The sequence below is a fragment of the Streptomyces lunaelactis genome (assembly GCF_003054555.1).
GTDB classification, from domain to species: Bacteria; Actinomycetota; Actinomycetes; order Streptomycetales; family Streptomycetaceae; genus Streptomyces; species Streptomyces lunaelactis.
The window spans coordinates 6,925,238-6,942,024 of record NZ_CP026304.1 but is presented as its reverse complement, the minus strand read 5'-3'; the positions used below and the strand labels follow the sequence as shown (position 1 = coordinate 6,942,024).

General features: G+C 69.4%; 5 protein-coding genes. All 5 read right to left on the bottom strand.

Annotation, left to right across the window (positions count from 1 at the left end):
- Window positions 1-136 precede the first annotated feature (136 nt).
- Window positions 137-2,164 carry a HelD family protein gene (locus SLUN_RS31685; RefSeq protein WP_108155050.1) on the bottom strand — a complete coding sequence of 676 codons (2,028 nt, stop codon included), beginning with the start codon at window positions 2,162-2,164 and terminating at the stop codon, window positions 137-139.
- 212 nt (window positions 2,165-2,376) lie between these two features.
- Window positions 2,377-3,954: an MFS transporter gene (locus SLUN_RS31680; RefSeq protein WP_108153373.1), complete on the bottom strand. Its 1,578-nt coding sequence runs from the start codon at window positions 3,952-3,954 to the stop codon at window positions 2,377-2,379.
- Window positions 3,955-4,429: 475 nt separating this feature from the next.
- Window positions 4,430-4,585 carry a hypothetical protein gene (locus tag SLUN_RS41670; protein WP_254709989.1) on the bottom strand — a complete coding sequence of 52 codons (156 nt, stop codon included), beginning with the start codon at window positions 4,583-4,585 and terminating at the stop codon, window positions 4,430-4,432.
- Between the two features lie 556 nt (window positions 4,586-5,141).
- Window positions 5,142-5,267 (bottom strand): hypothetical protein, encoded by a 126-nt coding sequence (locus SLUN_RS41665; RefSeq protein WP_257153833.1) that lies wholly within the window; start codon window positions 5,265-5,267, stop codon window positions 5,142-5,144.
- Between the two features lie 34 nt (window positions 5,268-5,301).
- Window positions 5,302-16,785 carry a type I polyketide synthase gene (locus SLUN_RS31670; protein WP_108153372.1) on the bottom strand — a complete coding sequence of 3,828 codons (11,484 nt, stop codon included), beginning with the start codon at window positions 16,783-16,785 and terminating at the stop codon, window positions 5,302-5,304.
- Window positions 16,786-16,787: the final 2 nt, after the last annotated feature.

The following is a 16,787-nucleotide window of genomic DNA, read 5'->3' as shown; positions in this document are numbered from 1 at the left end:
CCGCATCCGACCACGACCGCCCGGCCCCCGGCGACTCAGACATCTTTTACGGGACAAGCTGAGCAGCCCCGTGCGCGCGGGCCGGAGTCTGTACCGCGCCGAGTGCGCCCGCGGCGACGACGCGGGCGCCGAGTCTTCAGGCGGGCTGGACGGTGATGGTGCAGAGGCGCTTGGTGGCCCGGGTCAGGGCTACGTACAAGTCCCTTTCCCCACCGGGGCGGGTCGTGATGATTTCCTCGGGGTTCATGACGACGACCCCGTCGAATTCCAGGCCGCGTGCTTCGGACGCCGGCACGATGCGTGCGTGGTGAGCGATGCCCTGGGCCGTCAGCTCGCTTACCCTGGTGTCCGCGCAGATCACTCCCAGAAGCTCGCCCGGGTACGCGGTGCTCTGGGCGCGGAGTTCCTGAACGACGGCGGTGACCAACCCGTCCGGAGGTGTGGTCACGGCGCGAGGGCTCTCACCGCTTCGCAGTGACCGTGTGGGCTTCTGGTCCGGAGCGATCCGCATGAGCAGGTCCCGGACGCTCTCCAGGATCTCCTGCGTGGTGCGGTAGCTGACGGTCAGGTTGTGCAGTTTGAACCGCGGTCCGACGTGGGGGCTCAGTGCTTCCTTCCAGTCGCGTGCTGTCGCGACCGGGCCTGCCTGGGCGAAGTCACCCACCAGCGTCATCGCCCTTGCCGGGCAGCGGCGGACGATCATCCGCCACTGCATCGCGGTCAGTTCCTGCGCCTCGTCGACGACGACGTGCCCGTACGTCCGCTCGGGGAGGCCGTCGACCAGGCTCGCCGCCTCGTCCAGCAACGGCACATCGGCAGCGGTCCACGGGTCGTCCGGACCACGCAGCAGGAGGGACCGCTCCTGCGCGGTAAGGCGGGGCAGGCGCTCGGCGAGAGCGCCGGCGTTCGTCAGGAGCGCCTGCACGAGGTCACCGGGTGCCAGCCGCGGCCACAACACCTCGACCGCTCGGTCGACGCCGGCGTCGTCGAGGAGATCGGCTCGGATGGCGTCCAAGTCCAGCTCGTGGACCGGACCCGGGTCGGCCGCACCTTCGGCACGGCGCTGGGCGGCTCCCGTGAACCGGTCGAGGTTGATGCCCGTCATCCTTTCGGCATCGGCGTCGATCTGTTCCAGGAGGTCGCCCATGTCTCGTTGCATCGCGTCGGTGACGGCGTCGACCAAGAGCTCCCTGAACACCTGGCGCGCGGGGTTGTGCCCCGATACGGCTGCCACGGCGGCGTCGCGGGCCGCGGCGACTTCCTCGCCGGAGAGGTGAACCAGTTCCTGTCCGACCCGCACGGTGAAGTCACCGGCGGGGGCTTGGTGGACGCGCAGCAAACCGGCCAAGGCGTCCGCGAGGTCGGAGCTGCCCTTGAGGCGCGCCGTATCGAACGGGTCCACCGTGTCCGTGGACACTCCGGCCAGTTCCCGGCAGGTCGCCAGAACGACGTCGTTCTCTCCGAGCGAGGGAAGGACCTGGGAGATGTAGTCGAGGAACCGGGCGTTCGGGCCCACCACCAGGACACCCTCCTCCGCGGCGCGCGGGAACGCGTACAGGACATAGGCCGCCCGGTGCAGGGCGACCACCGTCTTGCCGGTGCCGGGCCCGCCCTGCACAACGGTCACCCCGCGGTGGGCGGAGCGGACGATCTCGTCCTGCTCGGCCTGCAGCGTCGCGACGGCCGCGTGCATCCTGCCCGTGCGCCGTGCCGACAGAGCCTCGGTCAACGGGCCGTCCCCCACAACGTCCTCGTCGGTCGGGGCGGTCCCGTCCAGCAGTTCGTCGCTCACCGAGATGACCGTGCGCTCCTCGAGGCGCAGGTGCCGGCGCCGCCGCAGGTCCATCGGGTAGACCGGTGTCGCCTCGTAGAAGGGCCGCGCCGCGTTCGCGCGCCAGTCCACGAGCAGAGGCAGGTCATCCTCCTCCGTATGCAGTCCGATCCGCCCGATGCGCAGGGCCGTGCCATCTGTCCAGTCGATGCGCCCGAAGACCAGCCCCTTTTCGGCGCCCTCCAGCCGACCGATTTCCTTGGCCAGACGCTCGGCGGCGATTTCTCTCTCGTATACCTCACCGGCACTTTCCGCCGGGGCCTTCAGTACACCCGCTCGGTGTACTCGCGCCTCGGAAATCCGGTCGGCGAGCAACTCATACAAAGAGGACACATAGTACCGCTCCGATTCAACCGCACGCACAGCGGAATCATTCTTTTTTGACAACAGAGGGCTCCTTGGTGAAGTTTGCCGCTGCTGCCAAGCGGACCGCCCGGCCCACGGCAGGCAGCTGGAGATCATCGCTAATTGCGCTCCCGATGCCCGCCTGCCTTATGGGCGAGCCCGCCCCTCGAGCTCACTGCCAGGGGGAATCTGGTCACCCCTCACGCGGTGGATCGAGGCTCGGAGCTGCGGGCCTCTTCGTAGTCCGGCTCCGCTGTCGGACTCTTCTTCTTTCCGGCAGCAGGCAAGGTAATCAGCAGCACAACTACTCCGAGGAGTGCGATAGCCGCGATCCAGCCTGCGCCGACGTGCATAGCATGGATAAACGCATTGTCAGCAGCCTGAGCAAGAGTGGGCCGGTGCATGGTGGTGGCGACGTGGCGGGCCTGTTCGGCGGAAACTCGCGCCTGATCCTGCACCGGACCGGGTACACCCTCCAGCGAAGGTTCGATCGCCCGTCGGTACATGATCGACATGATCGTGCCGCCTACTGCGATTCCGATCACACTGCCGGTTTGTCGCACGGTGTTGGTGACGGCCGATCCTGCACCGGCCTGTTCCAACGGCAGGTCGCTGATCAATGCGGCCGTAACGGGGCCGATCACCATGCCGATCGAGAGACCCTGTATCAACAACAGGATCTCGATCCAGACGAGTGGAGTCTGGAGTCCGAGGAACCCGTACCCGCCCATGGTCAGCGCAGCCACGGTGAGCGCCGGCACGGTGACAAGGCGGAGCGGCAGGCGGCGAACCAGGCGCGAGGCAAGAGGCGCCCCCGCGAGCGCGCCGGCCGCGGTCGGGATATTGGCCAAACCCGCCTTCGTCGGCGAAAATCCGAGCGCGCCTTGCAGGTAGAACGCGTTGTAGAAGGTGATGGCGGCCACACCGAAGAGCAGCAATCCGAGCGCCACATTGCCGCCACTGAATGTGCGTTGCGCGAACAGTCGCGGGTTAAAGCTGGGCGCCTTGACACGCAGTTCGACAAGCACGAAAACGGCCAGCAGAATCAGACCGACAACGATCGGCGCCCAGACGTCGGTACGAGTCCACACCGCCACCTGCCCCGCCCGGATCAGCCCGTAGGCCAACGCCACGAGGCCACTGATCGACAGCAACATTCCTGCGGGGTCCATTGGTCGCAGAATGGGGCTGCGGAAATTCGGAACCAGCACAGCGAGCCCGACCAACGCCAATGCCGCGACCGGGACATTGATCAGAAAGACCGAGCCCCACCAGAAATGATCGAGTAGGAACCCTGCCAGTACCGGGCCGGCAGCCATTCCGACACCGGCCGACGTCGAGAAAATGCCGATCGCGGCAGCCCGCGCGGGGCCGGTGAAAGTCCACATAAGGATGGCCATCATGGCGGGCGTGATCAACGCGCTGCCCACCCCCATCACAGCTCGAGCTGCAATCAGCTGGCCCGCATCGCTTGCGTACGCCGCCCACAGCGAGGACCCGGCAAAGATCACCAATCCACTGGAAAACACAGTCCGGTGACCGAACCGATCTCCCAATGCCCCTGCAGTGAACATCAATGTGGCGAAGGCCAGAGTGTACGAACCGGTCGCCCATTGCAGCTGACCGGGATTGGCCCCCAGTCCACGGACCGGGTCTGCAAGGGTCTCCAGCGCAGTACTCAGGACGGTATTGTCCAGCCAAATCAGCAGCGAACACAGCATAAGAATGGCAAGAATCAACTGCCGCCTGGGCTTCGGCAACGTTGGAGGCGCGGTCATGAACACCTTCGGATATCGATTGGCAGGAACTTGAACGACTGGACCATAAACAAACCCCACGACGCTGTCAAGCTTAGAATTTCTCATTAAGACTGTTGCGGCCGAACGGAATATATGCCCTCTGCCGGATTTGCGGACCGAATACTTTTGTGCCTCTGGCGGATTTGCGAGTAAGCGGATTTCATGGCCTCCAGTGAGCTGTCGCACCGCGTCCTGCGACCCCAGCTCGGTGTGGTTGACGCCGCGGTGATCGCCGACTCGCGCCAGGGACCAGCCGGGGTTGTAGAGGCGGCAGTCCGGTGCGCTTCCGGACGCCGTCGAGGATCTCGTCCAGGCCGTCGGCGGAGAGCCGCCGGCCACGGGTCGGCCCACGCAACACCACGAACAGCCGGTCGTGCCCCGCGGGCGGACGCTCGCGGTCCAGGTAGTCACCGACCGCACTGAAGAACTGCGCAGAGACGGGTATCAGGCGCTGCTACCCGCCCTTGCCCTCGCTGATGAAGAGCCGACGCTCACCCGGTGAGAGGTCGCACGGGCGCAGACTGAGGACTTCGCAGCGGCGCAGTCCGCCCAGCAGCATCGCCAGGACCATGGCCCGGTCCCGCGCGGTGTTCAGCGCGCCGAGGACCAATTCGACCTCGCCCGGTCCGAGGGCCCGCGGGGAGAGTTCGGGGTATGCGCAGGAGGGAGTGGTGCCCCGCGATTGCCGCTGCGGCGGAGACGCCGGCGAGTCGGCGCTTGACGGTCCGGGCCGAGAGACCCCTTCACCGTCTTCGAGCCGGACAGCCTTGAGTCCTCGCCTGGGCTTCTTCTGCGCGGTGATGACCGCGCAGATGTCCGCGGACGACGTCGGCCGGCTCCTTGAGCACCACCGAAAGGAACACCTTCAGGTCGTAGGCGGTGGCCAGCAGGGTGTTCGGCCGACAGCGTGCCGCCACAAAAATCGGCGGCCCTCCCGGAGTGATCCCGGCCGCCTCCGCCGGCGCGGGCTACTTCCTGATCGTCTTGCGGTCCACCCCGACTGATTCACAAGGAAGATCCAAAAGTCTTGCAAACCATCTGAAACAGGGAATATTAGGCTAGTTCGAGCGTGGCCAGCGGCATGATCGACGCTCAGCGCCCCGCTGCGGAGTCGTGACCACAGGGGTGGGGAATTGGCTGACGCCGATCATGCCGATCGTGGGGAATTACCCCCTGACCATCGACACGGGGTCGTGCCCCAAGTAGCGGCGGACCGCGTGAACGTCGTCGAATGCTCGGCGCAGGCGCCCGAGCACGCCGCGCGGGCGGCCGGGCTTGTCCAGGGGTGTCATGTGTCCTCGTTCCTCGAATCTGACGGTTCGGATATCAATGGCCGCTGAGCGAATCAAGCCAGCGCCGGAGGTGCGCGGCGGTCTCTGCCGCCTGTTCCTCGATGATCGAGAAGTGATCTGACTCGACGCGCTCGATCGGTCCACGGTGTTGCCAGTCGGGGACGGGGTCGACGTCTCCGAAGCTGCTCAGCGTCACAGTGGCCCGCAGATTCAGCGTCGGCGCGGCGATCGGCTTGGCCTCGCGCTCGGGATATATCCGCACATAGCCGCCCAAGGCGACCAGGCCGTGGTCGTCGACGGGGGTCAGTGCGTTGTCCCGGGACAGGATCTGCCCCAGCGCGTCGGTGAGCACGAGGCGCTTGAGTTCGAGGTCTTCCGGGGAGTAGGTGTCGATCATCGCGACGCCCGCGAGCTCGACGCCGTCGTCTTCGAGCCGCCGGGCGACCGCATGGGCGAGCGCACCACCGATCGAATAGCCGATGAGCGCCACCGGGCCTCGCTCGAGTTCCGACGCGACGGCCGCGGCGAGGCTCTCGATCGCCGCCGCCCATGTCGCCGGCAGGTCGTCGCTTGCGTGCATGCCGGGCAGCCGCAACGCACTGACCTGCCGCTCGCCGCCCAGTTCGCGGGCCAGGCGGGCGAACTGGTGTGGGCCCGATCCCGGCAGGAACGAGGGGATGCAGATCAGTGCTGGTGCCGCGGCGCCGCGCGCCAGGAGCTGCGCAGCCGGGCGCTGTGCGGCGGCCTCGTCGGCGGGGTACGTGGTCATCAGAGCCGAGCTCGCGATCAGCAGGGGCATCGCCCCTGCCAGCTCACCGCGTCGATGCGCCGCCGACACCAGGTCGGTGATCGTGCCGCGCACGCCGGCAGGTGCCTGCTCGACCACGCCGGTGTCGGATTCCTCGATCAGCGATCGCACCAGTTTCGCCACATCGGTGGCGGTCGGGTGGTCGAAGATCAGCGTCGATGGCAGCGTCAGCCCGGTCAGCTGTGCGAGCCGGTTCCGGAATTCGATGGCCCCGAGGGAGTCGAAACCGAGCTCGGTGAACGGCGCGTGCGGGTCGATCGCGTCGCCGGACAGGTGGCCGAGGACCGCCGCGGCGACGTTGCGCACCTCTCGCACGATCACACCGTCGCGGTCGGCGTCGGGCAGTGCGGCCAGCTGCCGCGCCAGGCTGACATCGGCACTCGCGGCGGCCGGGGGAATCCGGATCATGCCGCGCAGTACCGCGGGTAGTGTGCCGCCGCGCGCCAGGGCGGTGAGCGCCGCCGTGTCCAGCAGTGCCGTGGTCGGTGTCGCCCGGTCGGTCGCGAGTGCGTTGTCGAACAGCGCCATCCCGGACTCCGGGTCGATCGGGATCAGGCCCAGCCTGGCCCGGATCTGGCGGGCGTACTGCTCAGCGCCGTCCCCGGCGAGTATCCCTGCCATGCCGACGGTCCACAGTCCCCAGGCCAGCGAGTGTGCGGGCAGGCCCGCGCTGCGCCGCACGCGTGCCAGCGCGTCCAGCACGCTGTTCGCGGCGGCGTAGTTGCCCTGTCCTTGTCCGCCGAGCAACGGCGCCGCGGACGAGAACAGCACGAACGCCGACAGATCCAGGTCCCGGGTCAGCTCGTGCAGGTGCAGTGCCGCATCGACTTTCGGTGCAAGCACCCGTGTCGTCTGCGTGGTGGTGAGGGTGTCGAGCGTGCCGTCGTCCAGGACGCCCGCCGCATGGATGACGGCGGTCAGCGGGGCGTCGGTGTCGATGTCGGCCAGCAGGGCGTGGACCGCGGTGCGTTCGGTGACGTCGCACGCCACGACCCGGACGTGGGCACCGAGGTCGGTCAGCTCGGCGACCAGTTCGGCGGCGCCGTCCGCGGCGGCACCGCGCCGCGATGCCAGCAGCAGCCGTCGTGCGCCGCGCGCTGCGACCAGATGCCGGGCGACGATCGCGCCGATGCCGCCGGTGCCGCCGGTGATGAGCACCGTGCCGTGGTCGAACGACAGTGGCACGCCCGGTTCGCTGGCGGGCAGCGGCTGCAATCGCGGTGCCAGGAGCCGACCCTCGCGAACGGCCATGTGCGGTTCGTCCTGGGCCAGGGCGTCGGCGAGCGACGTGATCGGCAGGGCGTCGCTGTCGTGGTCGATGAGCAGGAACCGGCCCGGGTGCTCGGACTGTGCGCTGCGCACCAGGCCCGCCACGGCGGCTCCGACCAGATCGGGTTCCTCGCCGGGCAGTCCGGCGGCCGTGCGCGTCACGATCGCGAGCCGGCCGGGGTGTTCGCCGCCTATCCAGCCCTGCAACAGTGCGAGCGTCGTCAGCACGCCGGCGTGTATGTCCGCCGCGCCAGCACCGGTCCCGCGGGGCGCCGACCATACCACCGTGTCGGGAACATCCTGCAGCACAGCGAGTTCCGCGAGATCGACACAGCATGTCGGGGGCTCAGGGGCCTCGACGGTCGCCGGGTCGCCGAGCACGACGATGCGCCCGGTGTCCGCCTTGGAGACGGCAGGCACGGCGACCCACTCGAGGTCGAACAACGGTGCCGCGCCGCGCAGCTGGGCCAGCGCCTGCCGCTCCATCGGGCGGGCCCGCACCGACTCCATGCTCAGCACGAGGGCACCGGTCGCGTCGACCGCTTCCACGCGCAAGGTGTTCGGTGCGATGCGGGCGATGCGGACGCGCAAGGCACCCACGCCGGACTGTGCAAGCTGGACACCGTCGAAGGCGAAAGGCAGTGGCACCCGGCCGTCGGGCCCGTCCTCGGCGAGATGGCCGACAGCCGCGTGGAATACGGCGTCCAGCAGTGCCGGATGCAGTCCGAAGGCGGTGGCGCGCGCTGCGGTGTCGGTGTCGAGCGCCAGGTCGGCGAACACTTCCTCCCCGCGCGACCACGCGGCGCGAACACCCTGGAACACCGGGCCGTACCCGAAGCCGAGGCCGCCGAGCGCGCGGTACACCTGCTGCCCGTTGACCGGATCACCCGCAACCGGAGGCCACACCTCGGACCAGCCCGGCGCCGCGGTCGGCGCGGCGGGCGTGAGCAGGCCACGGGCATGCAGCACCCATGCGTCGGCGGCGCGGGCGTGGATGGCCACGGTCCGGTGCCCATCGGCGTCGGGTTCGCCCACAGCGAGCTGAATATCCGCGGCACCATCGGTCGTGAGAATCAGCGGCGCCGCGAGCACCAGTTCCGCCAGGCGCGGCACGCCGAGCCGGGCACCAGCGGCCAGAGCCAGTTCCACGAATCCCGTACCTGGCATCAAGATCGTGCCGAAGACGGCGTGGTCGGCGAGCCATGGGTGCGTGCGCAGCGAGAGCCTGCCGGTGAACAGCCACTCGTCCTTGCCGGCGAGCTGCACTTGGGCGTGCAGCAGCGGATGGTCGGCGGAGTCGGCACCGGCGAGCGGCGCAGCGGCCTCCGCGGGCAGCAGCCAGAATCGTTCGTGCTGGAAGGGATAGGTGGGCAACGCGATCCGTGCCTGCGGTCGAGCTCCGAAGTAGGCCGCCCACCGCACCGGCCGGCCCGCACAGTGCGCGGTTGCCAGCGCGGTGACCAGCTGCTCGGGTTCGGCGACTGTGCGACGGGATCCCGCGACCACCGATGCACGCGCTGCGAGGTCTGTCGCCAGAGTGGCGCGGGTCATGGTCGTCAGCACCGCGTCCGGGCCCAGCTCGACGAACAGGCTCACACCCGAATCGAGCAGTGACTGCACCGCCGGGGCGAAGCGCACCGCCTCGCGCACCTGCCGTACCCAATACTCGGGCGTACCCACCGAATCGCCGGCGAATGCGCCGGAAACCGTGGAGCACAAAGGTATTCGTGGCTCGTGATACGTCAGGCCCGCGGCGATCTCCGCGAACTCGGTCAGCATCGGATCCATCAAGGCGGAGTGGAACGCGTGGCTCACCCGCAGCCTGCTGGTCTTGACGCCCTCGGCCACCAACCTCGACTCGAGCGCCGATACCGCCTCGGTGTTTCCGGAGAAGACCACCGCATCGGGAGCGTTCACAGCGGCCAGCGAGACCGCGGCGACTGCCGGATCGGCATGACCCGCCGCCAGCAGCTCCACGGCTCGCCCCTCCGGAACCGCGGCGGCCAGCATGCTCCCACCTGTCGGCAGCGCCCCCATCAATCGACCCCGGGCCGCAACGAGGGTGCACGCATCCGACAACGACCACACACCGGCCACATAGGCCGCGGCCAGCTCGCCGATCGAGTGCCCGGCCACCACATCCGGCGTCACGCCCAGCGACTCGACAAGGCGATACATCGCCACCTCGAACGCGAACAACGCGGGCTGGGTGTACTCGGTGCGGTCCAGCAGAGTCTCGGCAGTCGCGCCGCTCGCAGCGGCCGGCGCGTCGAGCTCACTCGCTTCCTGCCCGATGCCGGTGCGCTGCGCGCCGAACATCACATCCCGCAGCGAATGCCCCAGGTGTGCATCGAATTCCGCGCACACGTCGTCGAGCGCGGCCGCGAAAGCCGGAAACGCCCGGTACAGCCCAGCGCCCATCCCGATCCGCTGCGCGCCCTGACCGGTGAACAGGAACGCTGTTGTGCCTGTCTGACCAGCGCCGTTGGCGATGCCCGGTCCCGGCTCGTCGGCTGCCAGGCGCGCCAAGGCCGCCAGCAGCGTCTCCCGGTCCGAGCCCACGACGGCAGCGCGCTGCTCGAGCCGCGCGCGGTGCAACGCCAGCGTCACCGCGACGTCGGTCACGTCGAGCTCCGGACGTGCGCGCAACGCGTCGTGCAGACGGCGCGCTTGGGTCCGCAGCGCGGCAGTCGTCCGCGCGGACAGCAGCAACGGCATGGCCGCCGGGCGCGGTAGATCGACCGGCCGCGGCGGGACCGCAGGCGCCTCTTCGAGGATCACGTGCGCGTTGGTCCCGCTGATCCCGAACGACGACACTCCCGCCCGGCGCGGACGCTCCCCGACCGGCCACGGCTCGGCCTCGGTCAGGATCCGTACCGCGCCCGCCGACCACTCCACGTGCGGCGACGGCGCGTCAACATGCAAGGTGGGCGGCAACGTCTCGTGCCGCAGCGCCTGCACCATCTTGATCACACCGCCGACACCGGCAGCCGCCTGCGCGTGCCCGATGTTCGACTTCAACGACCCGATCCGCAGCGGCTCGGCGCGATCCTGTCCGTAGGCGTTGATCAGCGCCTGCGCCTCGATCGGGTCACCCAGCGTGGTGCCGGTGCCGTGCGCCTCCACCGCGTCCACCTCGGCCGCGGCCACCCCTGCGTTGACCAGTGCCTGCGCGATCACCCGCTCCTGGGACGGACCATTCGGTGCGGTCAAGCCGTTGCTCGCACCGTCCTGATTGATTGCGCTACCGCGGATCACGGCCAGCACCGGGCGCCCGTTGCGCTGCGCGTCGGACAACCGCTCGAGGGCGAGCACGCCGACGCCCTCGGACCACGAGACACCGTCCGCAGCACTCGAGAACGCCTTGCTGCGCCCATCCGGTGACAGCGCCCGCTGCCGGGAGAACTCCACGAACAGCAGCGGAGTCGACATGACCGTCACCCCGCTGGCCAGGACCAGCGACGTCTCCCCGGCGCGCAATGCCTGCACCGCCAGATGCAAGGCCACCAGCGACGACGAACATGCCGTGTCCACGGTCACCGCGGGTCCTTCCAGACCGAGGGCATAGGACACCCGGCCGGAGACGACGCTGCCGGCCGATCCGGTCGCCAGATAGCCTTCCGCGGCACCGTCGGCGGCCTCGCGCGCGTTGTAGCCGTAGTCCTGGTACATGACGCCCGCATACACCCCGGTATCGCTGCCCCGCAGTGAGGTCGGATCGATACCGGCATCTTCGAGCGCTTCCCAGGACGCCTCGAGCAGCAACCGCTGCTGCGGGTCCATCGCCGCTGCCTCACGGGGTCCGATTCCGAAGAAGGCGGCATCGAAATCACCTGCGGCATGCAGGAATCCGCCTTCTCGGGTGTAGATCTTGCCAGGTTGGCCGGGGTCGGTGTCGTACAGGTGGTCGAGGTCCCAGCCGCGGTCGCCCGGGATCGGGGTGATCGCGTCGACGCGCCCGGCGATCAGTTCCCAGAGCTGGTCAGGATTCTCGACGCCGCCGGGATACCGGCAGCTCATGCCGACGATCGCGATCGGCTCGTCGGCCCTGGCCTTGGCCCTGGTCGAGGCGGGACGCGGTCGCGTCGGCGCCGAACCGTCGACCCGGGTACGCAGGAAGCCCGCAACAGCGGCGGCGGTTGGATAGTCGAACACCAGCGTGGCCGGAAGCTGAACACCTGTGGCGGCGGTCACCCGGTTGCGGAACTCGACTCCGGCGAGCGAGTCGAAGCCCAGTGCTGTGAACGGTGTTTCGGGGTCGATGGCGTCGGCCGACTCGTGGCCGAGGACCGCGGCGGCGATCGCGCGGACCTCATTGCGGATCAGCGCCTCCCACTGATCGGCGGGAGCGTCGAGCAACCGCTGGCGCAACGGGCTGTCGGCGATCCGGCCGCGCGACGGTACATGAATCAGGCCGCGCAGCACCGCAGGCAGCGTGCCGAGCCGGCCCAGCGCGGTGAGGGCGGGTGTGTCGAGCAGTGCGGTCATCAGCATCGGTTCGCCGGTGGTCAACGCATCGTCGAACATCTGCATGCCAGTGTCCGGCTCGATCGGGGACAAACCGAGACGCGTGCGGATCTGACGCACCAGATGTTCGGCACCCGGGTCGTTCAATGCCTCGGCCATGCCGCGCTTCCACAGCCCCCAGGCCAGCGAATGCGCGGGCAGGCCGGCGCTGCGGCGCGCCTGGGCGAGCGCATCCAGCGCCGCGTTCGCGGCCGCGTAGTTGCCCTGGCCCTGCCCACCGAGCAGCGGCCCGGCGGAGGAGAACAGCACGAACGCCGACAGGTCCATGTCGCGGGTGAGCTCGTGCAGATGCCAGGCGGCATCGACCTTCGGGGCGAGCACCCGATCCACCTGCTCGGCGGTCAAGCTTTCGATGGTGCCGTCGTCGACCACGCCCGCCGTGTGCACGACAGCGGTCACCGATTCGTGCGCCGGTACGGATTCCAGCAGCGCCGCGACCGCGGCGTGATCGCTGACATCGCAGGCGGCGACGCGTACGGCGGCGCCCAGCGCGGTCAGCTCGGTGACCAGCTCCGCCACGCCCGGCGCTGCGAGGCCGCGGCGGGAGGCGAGCAGCAGTCTGCGCACCCCGTGCCGGGTGACCAGGTGGCGTGCGGTGACGGCGCCCAATCCGCCTGCGCCGCCGGTGATCAGGGCCGTGCCATCACCGAAGGGCTTGCCGGTCGATTCGACGGTGGTCGTACGAATCAGCCGCGGTGCCACCGTGGCGCCGTCGCGGATCGCGAGCTGTGGTTCGTCCGTGGCGACTGCGGCGGCGATCCGCTGGTGCAGGTCCGCGAGGTCGTTGTCGTCGAGGTCGAGGTCGACCTGCACGATGCGCCCCGGATTCTCCGATTGCGCACTGCGTACCAGGCCGCGGACGGCCGCTGCCGCGGGGTCCGGCGTCTCACCGGGCAGACCTGCTCCATTGCGGGTCAGCACGATCAGCGTCGAGTCGGCGCAGCCCGGTTCGGCGAGCCAGTCGCGCAGCACCGCGAGGGCGTTGTGCACGGCGGTGCGGATGGTCGCGGGGACGTCGTCGCCGTCCGCCGACGCCGTTTCGGGCGACCAAACGGCAGCCGCGCCCGTGTGGCCCCCGCCTGTCGCGAACGCCGCGACATCCCCGAACGTCTCGGCGCAACCTGCGACGGGTCGACCCAGTGCGACCAGTTGCTGGTCCGACACCGCAGGTGCCGTCACCGGCGTCCAGTCGAGAGCGTAGAGCGGGCTGCGGGCACCGGCGAGAGCGCGCGCGTCCGCGGGGCGGGCGAGCACGGCGTCGATCGACAGCACCGCGGCGCCGGTGGCGTCGCAGGCGTCGATGCGCACCTTCTCGGGACCCGAACGGATGATGCGGGCGCGGACCGCGGTGGCGCCGGGCCGGAACACACGGACGCCGCCAAAGGAGAACGGAAGCGGCAGCCTGCCGTCGGGCAGGTCGTCGGCGAGTGCATCGATGGCAGCGTGGAAGATCGCGTCCAGTAGCGCCGGATGCACCCTGAAGCCCGCCGCCCGGCCCGCTGTCGTCTCGTCCAGGGTCACCTCGGCGAACACGTCGTCATCACTGGTCCAGGCGGCGCGCACGCCTTGGAAATTCGGGCCGTAGCCGAATCCCAGGTCGGCGAGCCGGTCGTACAGACGCGTTCCGTCGATCGGGGTGCCGTCGGCCGGCGGCCAGTCGGGGTCGATCCAGGCCGGCGTCACGCCGTCGGCGGGGGCGAGGGTGCCGGTGGCGTGCAGCGTCCAGTCCGGCTCGCCCGGGTTGGATTGCGCGGTGCCGGTGACGGCACGCGAGTGGATCGACAGGCCTCGACGGCCGGTGTGGTCGGGCTCGGTCACCGACACCTGCACGTCCACGGCAGCGGCACCGTCGAACAGCAGCGGCGTCGACAGGACAAGTTCGTCCACGACGGGCAGTTCCAGGCTGCTACCCACGGCCAGCGCGAGATCCACGAACCCGGTGCCGGGCAGAAGCACCGCTCCGAAGGCCGTGTGGTCGGCGATCCACGGCTGGTCGGTGGTGGAAAGCCTGCCGCTGAACAGCCATTCGTCGCGACCTGCAAGCGGCGCGGCGACGCGCAGCATCGGATGATCGAGCGCGGCGAGACCGGCGCGGCCCATGTCACCGAGCGCACCGTCGTCGGCCTGCACCCAGTAACGGCGATGCTGGAACGCGTAGACAGGCAGGTCGAGGTGGGCGACCGGCCTTCCTGGTGACAGCGGCGCCCAGTCGACGGCAACGCCCGAGCAATGGGCGGCGGCGAGCAACCGCAGGAACTGGTCGACCTCATCGACGCCGCGCCGTGACGCCGCCGCGATCAGCGAGCGGGACGCCACCTCGTCGACCAGTGTCTGGCGGGTCAGCGCCGCCAGCACCGCATCCGGACCCACCTCGACGAACCGGCGCACGCCGGCGTCGACGAGTGACTGCACCGCCGGGGCGAACCGCACGGCCTCGCGCACCTGCCGCACCCAATACTGCGGCGTCAGCAGTTCGGGACCGATCGGCGCACCGGACACCGTGGAGCAGACACCAATGCGAGGCGCCTGATACGCCACCGATCTGGCGACCTGCTCGTACTCGGCAAGCATCGGCTCCATCAACGCCGAATGGAAGGCGTGACTGACCGTCAGCTGGGTCGTCTTCACACCCTCGTCCGCCAGCCGATCCTCCAGTGCGACGATCGCCGCCGTCTCGCCCGAGAACACCGTCGCCGCAGGCGCATTCACGGCCGCCAACGAGACCGTCCCGGCCGCGAGCAGTTCCAGCGCCCGCTCCTCCGACACCGCGGCGGCGAGCATCGCTCCATCGGTCGGCAGCGCGCCCATCAATCGACCACGGGCGGCAACGAGCCGACACGCGTCGGCCAGCGACCACACCTCGGCCACATAGGCCGCGGCCAGCTCACCGATCGAATGCCCGACCACCACATCCGGGGTCACGCCGAACGACTCCAAAAGGCGATACAGCGCCACCTCGAACGCGAACAGCGCAGGCTGCGTGAATTCCGTCCGGTCAAGCAGGGCCAGGCGCTCGGTGTCGCCGACGCTGTTCCCGGCACCACCGGTCCCGCCGAACATGACCTCGCGCAGCGATACCCCTAGCAGGGCATCGAATTCCGCGCACACCTCGTCGAGGGCAGCGGCGAACACGGGGAACGCGGCAGCCAACCCTGCGCCCATACCGACACGTTGCGCGCCCTGACCGGTGAACAGGAAGGCCGTCTCGCCGGTGGTGGCGCCACCTGACACAACATGCGGGGATGCCGAACCCGCGGCCAGGGCCGTGAGGCCGGCGAGCAGACCGGCCCGGTCGGCGCCGAGCACCGCGCCGCGCCGACCCAGCTGAGCGCGCGCAGCGGTCAGGACGGCAGCGACATCGGCGTCATCCACCTCGGGGTGGTCGGCGAGCCAGGCCAGCAGCCGGCTCGCCTGTGCCCGTAGCGCGGTCTCCGACTTGGCCGAAAGCAACCAGGGTACCGGCAGCGTCGCCGGGCCCGACTCCGACTGCTGTACATCCGGTCCTGTCACCGGATCGACAGCAAGGTCGCGCGGCGCCTCTTCGAGGATCACGTGAGCGTTGGTCCCGCTGATCCCGAAGGACGACACACCCGTCCGACGCGGACGATCAAGCTCCGGCCACTGCTGAGCCTGCGTCAGCAGTTTCACCGTGCCCGCCGACCAATCGACCTCGGGGGTCGGCTCGTCCACGTGCAAAGTCGAGGGCATGACCCCCTTGCGCATCGCCATAACCATCTTGATCACGCCCGCGACACCCGCCGCGGCCTGCGTGTGACCAATATTCGACTTGACAGAACCCAACCACAACGGGTTGTCGTCCCCACGGGCCTGGCCATACGCAGACACCAGCGCCTGCGCCTCGATCGGATCACCCAGCCGCGTACCCGTACCGTGCGCCTCCACGACATCCACCTCGGACGCCGACAGCCGCGCGTTGGCCAACGCAGCCCGAATGACCCGCTCCTGCGCAGGCCCATTCGGCGCAGTCAGCTGGCTGCTCGCACCGTCCTGATTCACCGCGGAACCACGAAGCACCGCCAGCACCCGATGCCCGCTGCGCTCCGCGTCCGACAGCCGCTCCAACACCAGCAGACCCACACCCTCGGCCCAACCCGTGCCATCCGCCGACGACGAGAACGCCTTGCACCGCCCATCCGGCGACAACCCACGCTGCCGAGAGAACTCCACGAACGTGCCCGGTGTCGCCATCACCGTCACACCACCGGCAAGCGCCATCGAACACTCACCCTGACGCAGCGACTGAGCGGCAAGATGAAGCGCGACCAGCGAGGACGAACACGCGGTATCGACCGTCACCGCCGGCCCCTCCAACCCGAAGGTGTAGGCCAGACGACCCGACGCGACGCTGCCCGCGCTTCCGGTCAGCAGGTAGCCCTCGAAGCCCTCGGGCGCATCGGGGATCCGGGAGCCGTAGTCGTCGTACATGACGCCCGCGTACACCCCGGTACGGGTGCCCTTCAGTGCCGCCGGGGCGATGCCTGCGTGCTCGAAAGCCTCCCAACCCGTCTCCAGCAGCAACCGCTGCTGGGGATCCATCGCCGCTGCCTCGCGAGGACTGATGCCGAAGAACTCGGCGTCAAACCGGTCCGCCTCGTACAGGAAGCCGCCTTCGCGGGTGTACGAGGTCCCGAGGTGGTCGGGGTCTGGGTGGTACAGGTTTTCCAGGTCCCAGCCGCGGCCCTCCGGGAAGGGACCGACCGCGTCACGTTCGGCGCTCAGCAGCTCCCACAGGTCGTCCGGGGAGGCGATACCGCCCGGGAGTCGGCATGCCATGCCCACGATCGCGATCGGCTCGTGTGCGCGCTCCTCCAGATCCTGCACACGCTGACGGCTCTCCCGCAGGTCGACCGTTGCCCGCTTGAGGTAGTCGCGAAGTTTCTGCTCGTTGTTCATGT

Coding starts and splice junctions, on each gene's coding strand:
- SLUN_RS41665 (WP_257153833.1), bottom strand. CDS start 5,267: ATGACACCCCTGGACAAGCCCGGCCGCCCGCGCGGCGTGCTCGGGCGC.
- SLUN_RS31680 (WP_108153373.1), bottom strand. CDS start 3,954: ATGACCGCGCCTCCAACGTTGCCGAAGCCCAGGCGGCAGTTGATTCTT.
- SLUN_RS31670 (WP_108153372.1), bottom strand. CDS start 16,785: ATGAACAACGAGCAGAAACTTCGCGACTACCTCAAGCGGGCAACGGTC.